This window comes from Amycolatopsis vancoresmycina (assembly GCF_000716785.1).
In the GTDB taxonomy this organism is placed as follows: domain Bacteria; phylum Actinomycetota; class Actinomycetes; order Mycobacteriales; family Pseudonocardiaceae; genus Amycolatopsis; species Amycolatopsis vancoresmycina.
The window spans coordinates 1-16,350 of the sequence record NZ_JNYY01000017.1; the positions used below are offsets into that span (position 1 = coordinate 1).

The following is a 16,350-nucleotide window of genomic DNA, read 5'->3' on the forward strand; positions in this document are numbered from 1 at the left end:
GCGGGCGGGTGATTTGTTCGCGGATGCGGCGAAGGCGTTGAAGAACATCAAGCCGGGTAAGGCTGCGCCGCCGCCGAAGCACGCCGACATCAAGAGCGGCCCGAAGAACGGCGACAGCACCACGGCGTCCGGCGCGAAGGGCGACCCGCCGCCCAAGACCGACGCGCCGCCCAAGACGGATCCGCCGCCCAAGAGCGACCCGCCGGCCGACACCCCGCCACCGCCGAAGAACGACGCGCCGCCCGGGGGCACGCCGAAGGGCGGAGCCGGCGGCGGCAAGCCGAAGGAGGACGGCCCGCGCGACCGCGCGGTGCCGGACGACAAGAAGGTCTGCGTCTCCGACCCGGTCGACGTCGCCACCGGCGAGGTCGTGCTGGCCCAGATCGACCTGACCCTGCCCGGCGACGCGGGCGACCTCGTGCTGTCGCGGACCCACCTGTCGGCCTACCGCGCCGGCCGGTGGTTCGGCCGCTCCTGGGCGTCCACACTGGACCAGCGGCTGGAGGTCGGCCGCGCGCAGGTCCGGTTCTTCGCCGAGGACGGCATGGTCCTCGGGTACCCGCTCCCGGACGGCGACGAGCCCGTGCTGCCGATCGAGGGGCCGCGCCACCCGCTGCGCCGGACCGCCGCCGGCTACCGGCTCTCGGCCGGTGCCCGCGACCTGGAGTTCGCCGGCGAAGGCCGGGTGCTCCCGCTGACGGCGATCGAACAGAACGGCTCCCGCACCACCATCGACCACACCGAAAGCGGGGTCCCGCGGCTGCTGCGCCGGGACGACGGCACCGAGATCGCCGTCGAAGCCGGCGCCGGCCGGATCACCGCGCTCGGCGTGCCCGGCGGCGCGCCCGTCGTCCGGTACGGCTACAACCGGCTCGGCCAGCTGACCCAGATCGCCGGGTTCAGCGGCCGCCCGGTGAACCTCGACTACGACGTCGACGACCGGATCGTCGGCTGGCAGGACCGCACCGGCACCTGGTACCGCTACGTCTACGACGCCGAGGGCCGCTGCGTACGCAGCGTCGGCGCCGGGCGCTACCTCGACGGCACGTTCGCCTACGACACCGGACGCCGGACCACCCGGCACACCGACGCGCTCGGCCACACCTGGACCTACCGGCTGAACGAGGCCGGCCAGCTCGTCGAGCGCACCGACCCGCTCGGGCACACCCGCCGCTACTCGTGGACCCGCTACGACGACCTGCTCTCGCAGACCGACGAACTGGGCCGGATCACCTTCTACGGCTACGAAAACGGCGTGCTGGCGACCGTGACGCGCCCGGACGGTTCCGAGGTGCGGCTGACGCCCACCGCGACCGGCGAGGTGGAGCTGCGGGCCGGCGGCGCCCGGGTGGTGACCGCCGCGGCCGACCCCTACGCCGCGCTCCCGGGGGTCTCCACGCGGTTGCGCATCGACGGCCCGGCGGACCCCCTCGGCGGCGAACCGGTGTTCACCGCGGCGGCGCGGCCGGGCGACCGCGACCCGTTCGGCAGGCCCCGGCTGGTGCACACCGCCTCCGGCGGCGCGGCCCGGCTCGGCTGGACGGCCGAAGGGCAGCGCTCCTGGCGGACCGGCCCCGACGGGGCCCGGGAGAGCTGGCGCCACGACGGCGAAGGCCGGGTCGTGGAGCACCGCGACGCCGCCGGGCGGACGACCCGGCGCACGTACGGCCCGTTCGGCCTGCCGGTCGAGGAGTTCGACGCCGCCGGCGCGCGCACGGCGTACCGCTACGACGCCGAGCTGCGGCTGGTCGCGGTGACCAACCCGCGCGGGCAGACCTGGCACTACACCTACGACCCCGCCGGACGGCTGGTCGAGGAGACCGACTTCGACGGACGCCGGCTCGCCTACGCCTACGACGAGGCCGGGCAGCTGCGCCGGATGACCAACGGCCTCGGCGAAGTCACCGAGTACGCCTACGACGTGCTCGGCAACGTCGTCGAACGCCGCACGGCCACCGGCGTCACCGGGTACGCCTACGACGCGCTCGGACAGCTCGAGTACGCGGTCGACAACGAGTCGGTCGTGCAGATCGTGCGCGACGAACGCGGGCGCGTCCGCGAGGAAACGCTGAACGGCCTCGGCGTGCGGTGGACCTACGCGGCCACGAGCGTCCGGCGGCACACTCTGTCCGGTGTGGACAGTGAGTGGCACTACGACGGCGACCGCCCGGTGTCCCTCCGGATCGTGGGGCACGAAATCGCCTTCGAGTACGACGAAGCCGGCCGCGAGATCGCTCGTTCGGTCGACGGAACCGAGGTGCTGCGCCAGGTGTTCGACGCCGCGGACCGGCTCGGCGAGCAGGTGATCGCCGGGCTGGGGCGGCGCGCGTACACGTACACGCCGGACGGCAGGCTCGCCGCGATCGACGACCCGCGGCCGGTCCGGTTCGGGTTCGACCCGGCGGGCCGCGTCGCGGAGGTGCACGCGCCCGAGGGCGTCGAACGCTTCGCCTACGATCCGGCGGGCCGGCTCGTGCCGCCGCCCGGGACGCGGTACGGCCACGACCCGCAGGGCCGCGTCACCGGCCGGGTCCTGGCCACCCCGGCCGGACCGGCGGAATGGCGGCTGGTCTGGGACGAGCTGGACCGGCTGATCGCCGTCGTCGCCCCGGACGAGTCGTTCTGGACCTACCGCTACGACGGGCTCGGCCGCCGGTTCGCCAAGCGGCGCTGGGTGCTCGGCGACGACGGCGCCCCGCGGCAGACGGCCGAAACGTGGTTCGTCTGGAGCGGCGCCGAGCTCGTCGAGGAGATCGAGGTGGCCGACGACGGGTCCTCGCGCGTGCTCACCTGGGAACGGCACCCCGGCGACGGCCGCCCGGTGGTCCAGGTCGAGCAGCGCGGCGCCGAGGTGCGCTTCCACTCGGTCGTGACGTCACCGGCGGGCACGCCGACCGAGCTCGTCGCTCCGGACGGCACGCTCGGCCGGCAGATACGCACGAGCTTCTGGGGCGAGCTGCTGCCGTCGAGCTCCGGGAGCGCGCCGATGCCGCTGGCCTTCCCCGGCCAGTACCGCGACGCCGAGACCGGGTTGCACTACAACGTCTACCGCTACTACGACCCGCGGACCGGGCGGTACCTGAGCCAGGACCCGCTCGGCCTGGCCGCGGCACCCGACCCGGTGGCCTACGTCGGGCAGCCGCACCTGCAGGGCGACCCGCTCGGCCTGGTGCAGAGCCCGTGCGGCAAGACGGGCGGCCCGAAGGCCCCGGACAGCCCGGCGGGCGGCGGCGACGCGGCGAAGCTGCCGCCGGGCGCCAAGAAGCCGGACGGCCTCGGCGAGTTCCGCGACCCGGACGGCAAGATCCGGCCGCACAACATGACCGACGAGCAGTACGCCGAGTTCTCGAAGAAGTGGGACGAGATGATGGCGCCGGGCAAGGACAAGTCCTGGTTCTGGTCGGGCGGGCACATCAAGGACGAGCACGTCGACCCCGTCACCGGCGCCAAGATCTCGGACTCGAAGTACCACGGCTCGATCGAGGACCCGGCGATCGGCATGGCGAAGAAGAACGGCGGCAACACCCTCGAAGGCATCCTGAAGGACAACGGCGTCGAGATGCCGAAGTTCTCCGACAACCACCCGAACGGCGAGAAGGTGTGGAAGGACGCGTCGAAGGCCTTGGCCCACAACGCGGAAGGCGACGTCCACATCGCGCTGCCGAACACGCCGGGCAAGTCGAGCGGCTGGCCCGGCCACGGCGACGAGCTGGGTTCGCGCCGGCCGAACAACGTGTTCGACATGGACGAGTTCCCGATCCTGCGGCACAACCCGAAGGTCGACAAGGTCTGGGCCCACGACACCGACTTCCCGGACGAACCCCCGGTGCTGATCTGGGACCGGACCACCCGCTGAGGGCGCCTCAGGCCGGGGTGCCGAGGCGCTCGACGAGCATCTTCCGCACCTCGTCCGCGATCTCGCCGCCCGCCGCCGTGGCCACGGCCTGGGTCACCGCCGGGACCAGGTCGGCCACCAGCTTGCCCTCCAGGGCGTCGGCGAGCTTCTGCGCGTCGACCGGGTGATCCGGGCTGTCCGTGATCAGCTTCGTGACCGCGTCGAGGGACGACCCGAGGGCCGTCAGCTTCGCGTCCATGTCCTTGATGAACGCCGCGTAGTTGCGGTTCCCGTTGACGTCGAAGACGTTCCCCCACATCAGGTGGGCGAAGTCGTCGCTGGTGAAGGGCATGGCAGCCTCCGGGTCGAGGTGGTTTCCGGTGTAGGACTCGTCGAAGTCGACCGCACCCGCCGAGCCGGGCAGGGTGCCGCCGCTGGTGTACTGGTGGACGTCGTAGCGGCCCGGGTAGCGGCCCGGCCCCGGTGCTTCCGGGCGGGCGCCGTAGCGGGCGATCACGATCACCAGCCCCGGCACGTCCCACTGGTCGGGCCGCAGCACCGCCGCGAACGACGCGCTCAGGTAGACCGCCGGGCGGAAGCCCGCCGCCGCGATCCGCCGGCAGAACGCGATGGCGAACTCCGCGGCCGCCGCGTCCGGGTGGAACGGGGCCTCGAGGTCCAGCAGCGGCACGACCCCCGTCGCGCCGAGCCGCCGGACCTCGCCGGCCAGGACGTCCGCCTGCCGCTCCGGGCCGGGGGCGAGCTGGGCGTAGTGGTAGCCGCCGACCGGGATGCCCTGCGCCTTCGCGCCCGCCACGTGCGTGTCCGGCCGGTAGACCACCCCGCCTTCGGCGTGCTGGTAGGGCGCCCCGCCGTCGGACACCTTGACCCAGGCGAACGCGATGTCGCCGGCCTGGTCCCAGCGCAGGCCGCGCTGGTAGAACGGATGGACGTCGGTTCCCCTGGCCATCACGGATCTCCTCTCATCGCGCGCAGAACAGCGTCATGTCCAGCTGCAGCGGGACCGCCGGCGACGGGACCGCCTGCAGCACGAAGGTGGACCTGAGCACGGTCCCGAGCCCGAATTCTTCTGTGCGACAACACTTTCCCTTCCGCTACTGCCCCGGCTGGAGCGTGGCGACCGGGCAGGACGGCGGGACGTCCCACCGGTTCCCGGTCGAAACGATCGACGGCGGGAAGCCGCCCGCCGCGCGTTGCGTGCACTGCAGCGACCGGGCCGCGCCGCGCGCCGAGTTGAGCGCGACCGTGACCCCGTGGAACGGCTCCGGCCGCGAATCCAGGCGGACCGCGGCGAAGTACGGGCCCGGCCCGGTCACCGTGTTGCCGGTGATCGTCGCGTCTTCGATCGGCCCGCTGATGCCCTGCAGCGCGATCCCGGACCCGTCCGGGGCCGCTTCGGTGAAGGTGATGTCGTTGTCCCGGACGCCGATCTCGTGCACTGAATCGCCGTAGACGCCGTCCGCGTCGCCGTCCACCGCGATCGTGTTGCCGGTGATCGTCACCTGGGCCGGGAACCCGCCGCTGTGCGGGGTGACCCGGATGCCGGGGCCGGCCACGCCGTGCCGCCGGATGACGTTGCCGGCGATCTTGTCACCGGTGGCGACGTTCTGCGAGTCGACGACCCCGGCCCCGCTCAGCGCCGTCACGTCGAAGGTGTTGTCCGCCACGACGACGTCCTGGGTGCGGTACAGGGACAGGCCCTTGCCGCCGAACGTGTTGCCGGTGATCGTCGCGTGCCGGTAGGACGTCAGGGACGCGCTGAAGGTCACCGTCGAATCGGCGAAGGAGTTCCCTTCGAGCCGCAGCCCGTCGTCCCAGTCGCCGCCGGTGGCCTCGCCGTCGAACGCGGTGTCGCCGATCTGCTCGCCGAAGTGGTTGCCCAGGACCGCCAGCGAGAACACGTTGCGCTGCACGCCGATCCCGGAGCGCGCGCAGCTGACGAACGAGCCGCCCGCGATCGTCACGCGCCGGACCGCGGTGGCCGGGGTGTTGCCGAGCAGCCGGACGCAGTCGCCCTTCCGCGCCCCGGGCGCCGCCGGGTGGTGGAAGACGACGTCCCGCACCGTGACGTCGGTGACCGGCAGCGAGCAGGTTCCGTTCGCGGCCGAGCAGACGCCGGAGCCGATCTCGATCGCGTGGGTCTGCTCGTCGGTGTTCGTCGCCGCCGAGGTGTCGATCGTGAGCCGTTCGACGGTGGTGTCGCTCGCCCCCGGGTCGAGCGACACCACCGAGACCGCACCGGCCTGCTGGTCGCCGGCCAGTTCGAGCACCGTGCCCGGCCCGCTGCCGGTGATCGTCACGTGCGCGCTGTGGGTGGACAGCGCGGCGAACCGGTCGTAGGACCCCACCGGGGCGCGGGACACCCGCCAGCGCCCGCTGCCCAGGCACACCGTGCCGCCGCCCGCGGCGCCCGCCGCGTCGATGGCGGCCTGCACCGGCGCCCGGTCGTCGGCGCCGTCGTCCGGCACCGCGCCGAAGACCGCGGGGTCGAAGCACCCACCGGTCCCCGAGCCTGCCTTGGGCACCGCGGCCGCCGACACGACGACGGCGGTGCCGACCGAAAGGGCGGCGATCGCCGTGGTCACCAGCAGCGCCCGCCGTCGGATCCGTTCCATCACAACACCTTTCACCAGAAGAAGAGCCAGCGGTCGCCGAGCCGGACACCGTGGCCCTGGTGGGTCACCCGGCGCTGGCCGGGTTTCCGGCACCGCGAGCCGGAAATCCGGTGCCACAGCTCGGTTTCGGTGAAGACCATCGTTCCGGCGCGGTAGGGCACGGTGACCGGCTCGCCGCCGCCCCGGCGCCCGGGCGGCGCGCCGGGCACGTCGGCCTCCAGGTCCAGGCCGCTTCCCCCGTCCGGCAGCACGAACGGCACGGTGAAGTTGACCACCGCGGTGATCGCGGCCCGGCGGGCCACGAGGGACGGCACCTGCGTCTCGAGGGAGTCAACGTGCCAGCCGCCGCCGGGGTACTCGCCGGGCTCCGGGAACTCGAACAGGTGGAAGCCCGGGACTGCCAGGTCCTCGGCGTACACCACCGGCATCCCGTACCGCTGCTCGAAGAACACCGCGACGCGCTCGTGGACGAGCCGGAAGTGCCGGTACAGCAGGCGGTTCTCCGCGCGGGCGCAGGCCGCGTAGTAGCCGGGGCGCTCGCGGTTGAGGTAGAACGCCTCGCCGATCGTGCTGAGGCTGGGCACCTCCCGGGCTCCGTGCCGCAGCCCGGCCGGGACGGCGGCCACGGCGGCGGCGACCTCGGCCACTTCGCCGGGGGTGAACAGCTCGACGCCGAAGGCCCGCGCGCCGCCGAACCGGATCTCTTCGACCGGGCGGGCCCCGGTGTCCACTGTGGTCATACGGCACGCTCCTGGCACAACGCCGCCGCGGCGAGCAGCCCGGCGACGGCCGCCGCGATCGGCTGGCCGGTCCTCGACTCGTAGTAGGTGAACCCGGGCGACGGGTTGACCTCGAAGCAGTACCACTCGCCGTCCGGCGTGCGGCGCAGGTCGACGCCCGCCACCGGGAGCCGGAGCCGCTTCGACAGGTCCTGGCAGCGGGCCGCGACGCCGGCGGGCAGGTCGATGCCGGTCAGGACCGGGTCGCGGTGCCCCTGCACCCGGGCGTAGCGGTAGTCGTCGGCATCGCTGTCCACCTCGGCGGCGAACACCTCGGCGCCGACGACGTGCACCCGCACGTCGGTGCCCGGCACGTGCCGCTGGAACTGGGTCGGGCAGGTCGCCACGTCCGCCATCCGGGCGGCGTCGGCGGGCCCCAGCCGGCGCACCCGGCTGCGGACCCCGCTGGCCGACTTGACGATGACCTCGCCGTGTTCGCGGGCGAACGCCTCGACCTGGTCCGGGTCGTTCGTGACCAGGGTCGGCGGCACGAAGAAGCCGGCCGCCGCGATGGCCCGCAGCTGGTACGGCTTGGACCCGTTGCTCGCCGCGGCGGCCGGCCGGTTCAGGACGTAGGCGGGGGTGCGATCGGACCAGGCGGTCAGCACCTGGTCGACGCCGGCGGCGTGCCGCCACTCCGGGGAGGACGGCGTACGCGTGCGCAGGGCGGGCAGCCGGGTGCTGTCGTGCGGGCGCAGGTAGGCGGCGTGGACGCGGTCGAGGTCGAACTCCTCGCCGTCGACGGTCACCACGGTCCGGCTGAACCGGCCGCCGTCGACCCGCACGGTCGTGTCGAGCACCCGTCGCTGGTCGAGGAACCGGACGGGGGCGCCGAGCTGCCGCAGCCGCTCCCGCACCGCGGCGATCGGGTGGTCCCGCAGCAGGCCCCACAGCAGGATCGTCATCCGGCCACCGCCGAGACGTCGTCCGCCGGGACGCCCCGCAGCGCGGCCGCGACGGCGTCGGCCACCTCGGGGACGGCCAGGTCCGGCCAGGCCGAGATGTCCCGCACCCGGGCGTGCGGCCCCGGGCCGGACACGGTCGCGGTGAGCAGTGGCGTACCCGCCAGGCGGGCGAGTCCGGCCAGCCTGCGGCCCACCGCGGGGTGCACGCCGCCGACCCAGGCGTCCCCGATCACCTGCACGCGGACGCCGTCGTCCCACGCCGGGACCGCGGCCGGTGGCGCCGTGGCGAGCTCGAGGCTGAGGTGGACGGCGTCGACCCGCAGGCCCACCGACGCGGCCGCGTTCGCCCACTCTTCGGGGTACCACGCCGGACCGTTCAAGCACCTCGGGGTGGGCGGGTTCAGCACCGGGGCCGGGCACGCGTCGAGCCAGGCGAGCAGGAACGCGGTCAGCTCGGCCCCGGCGTACGCGCGGTCCCGGGGGTGCACCCTGGCCAGGTCCGCGCCGGTGATCACGCCCAGCCGGTTCACCACGCCGGTCACCGGGATCGGTGTCCCGTCGGCCGCCGCCAGCCCGGTGGTGACCCGGCCGTCCCGGTCCACGTCGAGGCGCCACCGGGCCTGGTGCAGGTCGCCGACGGTGAGCAGGAGCGCGTCGCCGCCCCACCGGAGGGCAAGGGCGCGGGCCGCCGGATCCCGGTCGTGGGCGAGGATCAGCAGCATCTCAGCTGTCCTCCTCGGGGTCGGCCAGCGCGTTCCGGCCGACGTCGGGGCGGTCCGCCAGCGAGATGAACGTGCGGTCGCCGCCTTCGTTCTCCTCCGACGCGGGCGGCAGCGGGTCCGGCGGGACGGCCCCGGCGAGTTCGGTGAACTCCTTGGACCCGTCCTTCTCCCCCTCTTTTTCCTTGTCCTTCTCCTTTTCCTTGATCTCCTTTTCCTTCTCCTTGTCGTCCTTGCCCTCCTTTTCCTTGGTGTCCTTGCCTTCCTTCTCCTTTTCCTTTTCCTTCGTCTCCTTGGTTTCCGCCTTGTCCTTGAGGGGGTCGATCCGGCGGTCGAGCGCGGTGATCTTCACCTGCAGCTCCTGGACCACGCCGAAGAGCTCCAGCCGCAGCTCCTTCATGCAGTTGCTGACCGTGCGCAGGGCGTCGGCGATGTCGGCCAGGTCGTCTTCGATCGCGTGGAACCGCCGGTTGAAGCCGATCTCGGTGGGCGTCTCCCCGGCCTGCACCACGGTCACGCCGTCGACGAAGTCCGGGTGCGTGAACGAGGGTTCGAAGTGCACCTCGCACTGGGGCGCCACTTGGGGCACGGTGGTCTGGAACACGAACGGCGGGGTCACCGTCGTCGTGAGGCCGGCACCGGACTGCCGGGCGATCGCCCGGCCCAGCACCGCGACGACGTCGTCCTCCGCGACGCCCGCCGACCGCAGGGCGTCGACGATCGGGTGCGCCGGGACGCCGTGGACGAGCTGCTCCTCGCCGGTCCTCTCGGGTTCGTCGCTCATGAGCTCTCTCCTTGTCCTGCCCGGGCCGAAGGCGCCAAGCGGTAGTGCCGGTAGGCCCGGGCGGCGGCGATGGTCAGGCCCGTGGACTTGCCGGAGCCGTCCACGTCCAGGTGGCGCCGCCGGATCGCGAAGGTGTCGGCCCGCACCCCGGCGGGCGTCACCAGCTCGACGATGTTGAGCAGGTGCTCGTACTGGCGCAGGGTCAGCAGCGCGCCGTCGGGCAGCGACGGCCGCCACGTGTACGGGTTGTTCGCGCCGGAGTGCTGACCCAGCACGCAGGACACGACGCTGATCCCCTCGTTCGAGACCGGGATCCTGACGACGGACCCCCGCCTCGACGAGAGGGTGGCGTGCTGCGTCCCGAGCCCGCGCACCTGCCACCGGTGGATCAGGGTGTGCTCCCCGGCCAGGTTGCTGCCCGCGAGCGGGAGCCCGGCGACGCCGAACAGCAGCGCGAGCGTCCCGGCTCCGGTGACCAGTGCGACGACGCTGCTCGCGCCGGCGTCGGCCGCCGTGGTGAACACCGGGCTCAGCACGCCGGAGTTCGCGATCACGGCGGCCGTGCGGGTGGCCCCGAGGTCGAAGAGCACGTAGTCCCGCGGTGACACGGTGCCCAGCTCCCGGGTGAACGCGGTGACGTCGGTGACCTTCGGCAAGCTCCGGCTGTCGAGCGCGGCGTCCAAGCCGGGGACGGTGGTCGTCGGCCGCGCGCCCGCCAGCACCGCGGCCGGGTTCGCGACCGGGGTCAGCTGCGCGCCCGCGAGCGCGGTGATCACCGAAACCACCGGCACGTCGTGCTCGGGGTCGGTGGCCGAGACCAGCCGCGCGGTCAGGGTCAGCGGGACGTCGCCGTCGGAGTCGGGTTCGACGTCCATGACGAGCGGGCCCATCGGCGCGGTGCTGACGAACACCGTGCCGTCGGCGCCCGGCTCGACCGTGCGCAGGCCGCAGGCGCGCAGCAGCCACGCCCCGGCCGGGTCCGCCGCCCTCGGCTGCGGCACCAGGTCCGGGTCCTTCAACTGGCCGGCCGCGGTGACCGCGGCGTCGAGCTGAGCGGCGACGGGCGCGGCGAGCAGCGCCCCGAGCCCGAGCTCGAACCGGGATCCGCCGGCGTTGTCCTGTCCTTTGAGGACACGGGGCCACGGCCGCGCGCCCAGCTGGGCGCACCGCCGGTCGAGCGTGGTCAGCGCCTCGGCCACGGCGGGCGCCACCGGCTGGAAGGGTTCCACCTGCCAGGTGGCGAGCGCCGCGCGCAAGGTGTCGATGCGGGCGACCTCATCGGGTGGCAGCAGGCGGTTCGCGTGGCTGTCGTCGCCTTCCGTGCTGCCGGCGGGCCAGATCAGGTGCACCCGCCGGATCGCGTTGAGCAGCGCGGGGATCTTGCCCGGTGCGCCGGGGGCGACCAGCCGCAGCGCGATCAGCTGCGGGTCCACCGACTCGTCGGCGGTCACCGGGCTCGCCACGCCGACGTCGGCGAGGAAGCCGCCCAGCGCCGAGTCGATCCACGGCTTGCCGGGCAGCCGCACGCCGCGGAGCACCCGCAGCCGGGCCCGGTAGGACGCGTCGTCCTCGCGGGTGCCGGGCGGCTGGAGCGGCCGGGTGGCGGGGCTCTGCCGCCCGGCGTCCCAGAACAGCTCGTCGGCGAACCGCGGGCAGGACAGATCGGCGCCGAGCCGGTCGAGCGCGTTGCCGCTCGCCACGTCCAGGGTCCGCATCGCGCGGATCTGCCGCGCGGTCCGGCGGATCCGGCCCTTCTCGTCGAGCAGCACGGTGAGCAGCCGCCCGAGCACGCCTTCGACGAGGTCGAACCGGACGGCGGCGATCAGCTGCGCCGCGCTGAGCCCGGTGCCGGTCCGGCCGCCGCGAAGTCCGCGCGCCAGCACGGAGAACGGGGCAACGGCGTCTCCCTTGCCCGCCGGTGGCACGGCGGCGACCAGCGCGGTGCCCGCCGCGGTGTGCGGCGCGAACGTCACCACCGGAAGCGGCTGCGGCTGACCGTTCCCGGACTGCAGGGCGGGCAGGATCGTCAGCCCCTGAGCGTCCACATCGGACAGTACGGTGCACAGCACCAGTGGCTGCCTGGTCGCGACGGCGACCGCGGCCTCGGCCTGCCCGGTGGGGCCCGGCGGCGGGGACGCGTGCAACGCCAGCGGCCGGGGGGTCGCCGCCGTCGACAGCGGCCCGATCAGTTCGGCCGCCGCGGCGGCCAGCACGCCGGCGCCGAGGCCGGCCGGGTCGAGCAGCGAGGTCGGTACGGGGTTCGTCATGGCTCACCGCACCGTCAGCCGGCCGGGCGAGTCGACGAAGACCGCGATCTGGTCGGCCCCCACGATCAGGTTCTCGTCCACGTCGAGCTCCTCGGGTGCGGTGTTGTCCTCGCCGCCGGACCCCACGGCGTCGATCGAGCGCGGGAACCGGACCAGCTGGAGCCCGTTGACGTCGACGATGCCGGGCTCCGCCATCAAGGCCGCGGACAGCGCGGCGGCCCGGACGGGTTCGGCGAGGGTCAGGCCGTCGACGACCCCGCGCAGCCGGGCCGCCAGCCGCTGCTTGAGCGCGAGCGCGGCGGGACTGAGGTTGCGGCTGGCGAGCGACCCGGACGGCAGCGGCAGGCCCGAGGTCACCACGTCGACGTCGACGGTGAAGAACACCTGCTCCGCCCGCACCACGTCGGGGAAGATCCCGACCGGGCGGACGTCGCGGATGGCCTGCTGCACGGCCGCGCGCAGCCCGGACGCGCCGTCCCAGACCGCGGCCTCGGTGGGCGCGACGAGCACGGTGACGAAGAACGGCGACGACAGGTCACGGTCGGCCGCGAACAGCCGCTCGAAGAAGGTGAACTGGCCGAAGATCGACTGGGACAGGTCGAGCCCGCCGGCCCCGTCGCGCACCGCGACCTGCCGCACGCCGGGCACCAGCGACACCGTCGCCGCGATCGCCTCGGCCGTCCACAGCGACCTCGGCGCGTTCAGCAGTAGCGCGCGGTAGCGGTCGTCGTCGAACTGCGCGTCGCCCCCGCTCAGCGCCTGGCTGTGCTGGACCCTGACCAGGCCCTGGCCGATCGACGACACCGTGGGGTGCAGGCCCGCCGCCACGTCGGCCGCGACCATCGGGGCGAGTTTCGGGTCGGCGATCTCCCACCGGTCGATCCGCTGCGGGTGCCCGCCCCCGGCGTCGGTCACCGCGGGGTCGAGGTTGCCGGCCGGGCCCGGGTCGAAGCTCGTCACCGGCGCGACGGCCGACGTCACGCCGGCGGTGAACTGGACCCCGGCGGCGAGCGCGATGCGGTGCCCGCCCGGGGTGGACAGCCGCGAACCGCGGGGCAGCACGAGGGTCGCCACGCCCGCCGGCAGCGCCTGCGACAGGGTCAGCGTGACGGCCCCGGTCGCGGTGCGGAACGGCCGGGTGATGCCGAGTTCCGCGCCCAGGTCGGACAATGCGCGGCCGCGGGCCGTGCTGACGAAGCTGTCGTCGTACTCCGCCGCCAGCGCCGCCCAGGTCCGCGCGTCCTCCAGTGCGGTGACCTCCAGCAGCTTGCGCACGACGCTGCCGCTGGTCAGGTCGATGGCCGGGTCGATCAGCTGCTGGGCGAGCGCGATCTTCTCGGCCAGCAGCCGCGTGAACGGCTTGGGCAGGAACCCCGACGGCGTGACGCCGAACGCGCCGCTGCCGGTGGAGCGGGTGACGCTCTCGTCGACGGCCAGGACGTCGGTCAGGTCGATGCTGGTCTCGGAGCTCATGGTGTCCTCCCGGGAGTGCCGGACGCGGCGACGCCCGGGGTGTCGACGGCGCCCCACTCGGCGCCGGTGGCGAGGCCGCCGGTGGCCAGCGTCGCCGGGTCGCCGGTGATCGCTTCGAACGAGACGGTGATGGCGAACGACCGCGAGGCCGGGCCTTCGGTCGGCGTCGGCGTGGTCAGGTCGACCACCCGCCGCACCCGCGGGTCGGCGGCCACCATCTCGATCACCGCGCTGCGCAGCCCTTCCCGCGCGAGCACCGGCGACGTCTGGCGCACCAGCGGGGTCAGGCCGAGGAAGCCGAACCGCACGTTGAACGGGTCGCTGCCGCGCAGCGTGGTGAGCCCGATCGCGAGGTCCTGGCAGAGCGCGTCCACCCCTTCGACGAGGTCGAGGTCGACGCCGGTCGCGCCGGCCCGCAGCACCAGGTCGCGGGCGGTGTCCGCGCGGTCGGTCAGGTCGGCGCGCGGCCCGAACCCGAGCAGCCGGCGGCGGCGGACGGCGGAGTCGTCGCCCGGCGGGGGCGGTGGCAGAGCAGCGGTCATCATCGTTCCTTCACGAAGCGGTGAGCTTGTCCTGGCCCGCGTCGACCGTGACGGTCTTCGCGGGGTCCGGTGGCGGGGTGAACGGGGCGTTCTCGGTGGTGGCGCGCAGGGCGTCCAGGAGCACCGGCGCGCCGCCGGCGGTGAGCAGCCGCGCCGCTCCCGGGTTGGGGGCGGGTGCCGACGTCGTCTTGCACGGCGTCGGCGGGGCTCCCTGCGGGAAAACGCACCCCAGGTAGGTCGCGGTCGCGGCGGCCTGGGAGAACAGCAGCACCGGCTTCCTGCCGACGGTGAGCTTCGCGTCGCCGGCCGGTGCCGGGCGGACGCCCTGGTGCGCGCAGGTGAACGTGCCGGAGATCGTGACGGGGAAGGCCATCAGCTCACGTCCATCGTTCCGCCGGCCAGCGCCACCCGGACGTCCTTGGCCCGGAAGTCGATCTGCCCGTCGCCGGCGTCGAAGGTGATCGACGAGCCGGTGATCGTCACGCTCCCGTCGGCCCGCAGCAGGATCCGCGCGGGGGTCCCGGATTCGGGCTTGGTCTCGATCAGCACGCTGCCGGCGGGCGCGCCCGCTTCCGGGTCCGGCCGCTGCGGGACGGGCGTCAGGCCGCCGGGGTCGTCGACCACGCGCAGCACGAACCGGGCCGTCTCGACGACCCGGTTGCCCCGGCGGTCGGTCAGGTCGTGCGCCGCGGCACCGTCCAGCGGCACCTGGTCCACTTCGGACGGTGGCGAACCGTCGTGCGGCAGGTGTTCGGGCGCTTCGACGTTCGCCGGCAGGGCCAGCCAGTAGTCGCCGGCCTGGGCCGCCGGGCCCGCGCCCAGCACCCACAGCGCCCCGGCGTCCACGTACTCCCCGGGTCCGCCGGCGCCGTCGACCAGCAGCGCCCTGGTACCCGGGTAGCGCGGCAGCACCAGGCCGAAGTTCCCCCACGCGAACGGCGTCGCGTAGGGCACCCGGTGCGCCTCGGCGGGCGCGTCCCGGCTGATCACGACCCGCTGCGCGGTGCTGCCCGTGCCGTCGCCGGGATCCCGGGAGACCCAGAAGTCGCTGGTGTGCCGGGTTTCCGTCGCCTCGGCGGCCACGTGGTCGTGGACGAGGCCGACGTGGGAACGGGCCCGCTGCGCGACACCGGAGGTGAGGCTGGCCGTCGCCCCGCGGAGGCTGACGGCGAAGGCCTGCGCGGGATCCGCGGCCGCCTCGCCGACCTGGGGTGCGGCCCGGACTTCCGGCGCGGGTGTCCCGCCGAGGTCCCAGCCGTCGTCGCCGTCGGCCAGCACGAACGCCTTCGCGACCGTGAGGAAGCCTTCCTCGCGGGAAACCCGGTGGCTGACCTCGGTGATCCGGCAGTGCACCGGCGTGGCGCCCGGGCCGGGGTCGCCGAACGGCCGCACGTTCAGCGAGCCGAGCAGCGTCGCCCCGATGCTCGGCGGCTCGACCTTCGGGAAGTCCTCCGGCGGCAGTTCGACGACGAGCGTGTCGCCCGGCTTGAGGTCCGGCCGCCCGAGCGTGGTCACCGACACCGTCAGCCGGGACTGCGGCGCGTCCGGCCGGTTCCCCGCCGCCTGCTCGCGCGGGCGGGCGGACCCGCGCTCGATCACGAGCAGCCCGCTGTCGTCGTCGACACGGCGTTCCGCCGGCAGCTGCGGTCCGGCGTCGCCGGCCCACACGCCGACGTGCAGGACGCCGTTGCGGATCAGGGCGAGCGGCTGGCCGTACCGGCGCAGCAGCTTGCGCGCCTGGTCCTCCAGCACCCCGGTCAGCGCCTGCAGGCAGGTGCCCTCCCGGACCGGGATCTGCACCGGGGCGCCCGCGCCCGGCGGCGGGGGCACGTCGGCGAGGCCGTAGTACCGGACCAGCTCCACGCCGGCCTTGTCCGTGATCGCGCGGACCGCGTCCTGGAGTCCCGGCTGGGGCACCGGATCGGCGTCCGTTCCGGACAGCTGAGCCGTCACCAGCTCGCGCCCGCTCACCACCGCCTCGAAGCGGCGGGTGCCCGAGCGGCGCCACAGCCGGTCGACGCGCAGGACGGCGACCAGGCTCAGCGGCGGCGGGTCCGGGGTGATCGCCCCGAGCGGGTGGTCGAGGCCGGTGAAGCGGGCCAGGTCGCCGGCCACCCCGGACGGCGAATCCTGCCACCACAGGTGCAGGGAGGCGGCCAGGTGCTTGCCGGGCGCGACGTGGATGTCCTGGTAGTCGGCGTCGGTCAGGCCCTCGAAGACGATTTCGTACGCCCCGCCGGTCAGGTCGGCGGGCAGGGTGGCCGACACCGACCCGGTGTAGGTCTCGCTGCCGAGCGTGGTCAGCGTCCGGCCGGTCTCCTCCTCGAAGAACACGACGGCCCAGGCGGGCACCGTGCCCGGCGTGACGTCGGGGCCTTCGGCGGTCGCGATCAGGGTGCTGCGGCTCATC

Annotated in this window: 12 protein-coding genes; 1 reads left to right on the forward strand and 11 read right to left on the reverse strand. The window is 74.3% G+C overall.

From position 1 onward, the window contains the following. Positions 1-3,856, forward strand: a 3,856-nt coding sequence (locus tag OO60_RS33670) for a DUF6531 domain-containing protein (protein WP_156081340.1), incomplete at its 5' end; no start/stop codon positions are given. A gap of 7 nt (positions 3,857-3,863) precedes the next feature. On the opposite strand, the gene OO60_RS47535 is transcribed toward OO60_RS33670, so the two are convergent. The 11 genes from OO60_RS47535 to OO60_RS33725 form a co-directional block, all read right to left on the reverse strand. Further along, positions 3,864-4,805, reverse strand: coding sequence for a GH25 family lysozyme (locus OO60_RS47535; protein WP_051767840.1), 942 nt, complete (start codon positions 4,803-4,805; stop codon positions 3,864-3,866). Positions 4,806-4,950: 145 nt separating this feature from the next. Beyond that, positions 4,951-6,471 (reverse strand): right-handed parallel beta-helix repeat-containing protein, encoded by a 1,521-nt coding sequence (locus tag OO60_RS33680; protein WP_003065482.1) that lies wholly within the window; start codon positions 6,469-6,471, stop codon positions 4,951-4,953. 11 nt (positions 6,472-6,482) lie between these two features. Further along, positions 6,483-7,211 carry a hypothetical protein gene (locus tag OO60_RS33685; protein ID WP_003065479.1) on the reverse strand — a complete coding sequence of 243 codons (729 nt, stop codon included), beginning with the start codon at positions 7,209-7,211 and terminating at the stop codon, positions 6,483-6,485. Beyond that, complete coding sequence (locus tag OO60_RS33690) at positions 7,208-8,155, reverse strand: ATP-grasp domain-containing protein (protein WP_003065476.1); 948 nt, start codon at positions 8,153-8,155, stop codon at positions 7,208-7,210. Before OO60_RS33690 ends, OO60_RS33685 begins: the two co-directional genes overlap by 4 nt. Further along, a complete protein-coding gene (locus tag OO60_RS45160; RefSeq protein WP_003065472.1) occupies positions 8,152-8,877 on the reverse strand; it encodes a hypothetical protein in 726 nt (241 codons plus the stop codon). Before OO60_RS45160 ends, OO60_RS33690 begins: the two co-directional genes overlap by 4 nt. A gap of 1 nt (position 8,878) precedes the next feature. Next, on the reverse strand, positions 8,879-9,658 hold the full coding sequence (locus tag OO60_RS33700) for a hypothetical protein (protein WP_003065469.1): 780 nt from the start codon (positions 9,656-9,658) through the stop codon (positions 8,879-8,881). Further along, entirely contained in the window at positions 9,655-11,925 is a 2,271-nt protein-coding gene (locus OO60_RS33705; RefSeq protein ID WP_033262863.1) for a hypothetical protein, read from the reverse strand. Before OO60_RS33705 ends, OO60_RS33700 begins: the two co-directional genes overlap by 4 nt. A 3-nt stretch (positions 11,926-11,928) precedes the next feature. After that, positions 11,929-13,398 carry a baseplate J/gp47 family protein gene (locus OO60_RS33710; protein WP_033262864.1) on the reverse strand — a complete coding sequence of 490 codons (1,470 nt, stop codon included), beginning with the start codon at positions 13,396-13,398 and terminating at the stop codon, positions 11,929-11,931. Next, on the reverse strand, positions 13,395-13,940 hold the full coding sequence (locus OO60_RS33715; protein WP_033262865.1) for a hypothetical protein: 546 nt from the start codon (positions 13,938-13,940) through the stop codon (positions 13,395-13,397). Before OO60_RS33715 ends, OO60_RS33710 begins: the two co-directional genes overlap by 4 nt. A gap of 10 nt (positions 13,941-13,950) precedes the next feature. Then, entirely contained in the window at positions 13,951-14,313 is a 363-nt protein-coding gene (locus tag OO60_RS33720) for a hypothetical protein (RefSeq protein ID WP_033262866.1), read from the reverse strand. Continuing rightward, positions 14,313-16,349 carry a hypothetical protein gene (locus OO60_RS33725; protein WP_033262867.1) on the reverse strand — a complete coding sequence of 679 codons (2,037 nt, stop codon included), beginning with the start codon at positions 16,347-16,349 and terminating at the stop codon, positions 14,313-14,315. Before OO60_RS33725 ends, OO60_RS33720 begins: the two co-directional genes overlap by 1 nt. Position 16,350 lies beyond the last annotated feature (1 nt).

Bases quoted from the DNA above. Each gene is read 5' to 3' on its own strand.
- OO60_RS47535 (WP_051767840.1), bottom strand. From the start codon at position 4,805: ATGGCCAGGGGAACCGACGTCCATCCGTTCTACCAGCGCGGCCTGCGC.
- OO60_RS33680 (WP_003065482.1), bottom strand. From the start codon at position 6,471: ATGGAACGGATCCGACGGCGGGCGCTGCTGGTGACCACGGCGATCGCC.
- OO60_RS33685 (WP_003065479.1), bottom strand. From the start codon at position 7,211: ATGACCACAGTGGACACCGGGGCCCGCCCGGTCGAAGAGATCCGGTTC.
- OO60_RS33690 (WP_003065476.1), bottom strand. From the start codon at position 8,155: ATGACGATCCTGCTGTGGGGCCTGCTGCGGGACCACCCGATCGCCGCG.
- OO60_RS45160 (WP_003065472.1), bottom strand. From the start codon at position 8,877: ATGCTGCTGATCCTCGCCCACGACCGGGATCCGGCGGCCCGCGCCCTT.
- OO60_RS33700 (WP_003065469.1), bottom strand. From the start codon at position 9,658: ATGAGCGACGAACCCGAGAGGACCGGCGAGGAGCAGCTCGTCCACGGC.
- OO60_RS33705 (WP_033262863.1), bottom strand. From the start codon at position 11,925: ATGACGAACCCCGTACCGACCTCGCTGCTCGACCCGGCCGGCCTCGGC.
- OO60_RS33710 (WP_033262864.1), bottom strand. From the start codon at position 13,398: ATGAGCTCCGAGACCAGCATCGACCTGACCGACGTCCTGGCCGTCGAC.
- OO60_RS33715 (WP_033262865.1), bottom strand. From the start codon at position 13,940: ATGACCGCTGCTCTGCCACCGCCCCCGCCGGGCGACGACTCCGCCGTC.
- OO60_RS33720 (WP_033262866.1), bottom strand. From the start codon at position 14,313: ATGGCCTTCCCCGTCACGATCTCCGGCACGTTCACCTGCGCGCACCAG.
- OO60_RS33725 (WP_033262867.1), bottom strand. From the start codon at position 16,349: ATGAGCCGCAGCACCCTGATCGCGACCGCCGAAGGCCCCGACGTCACG.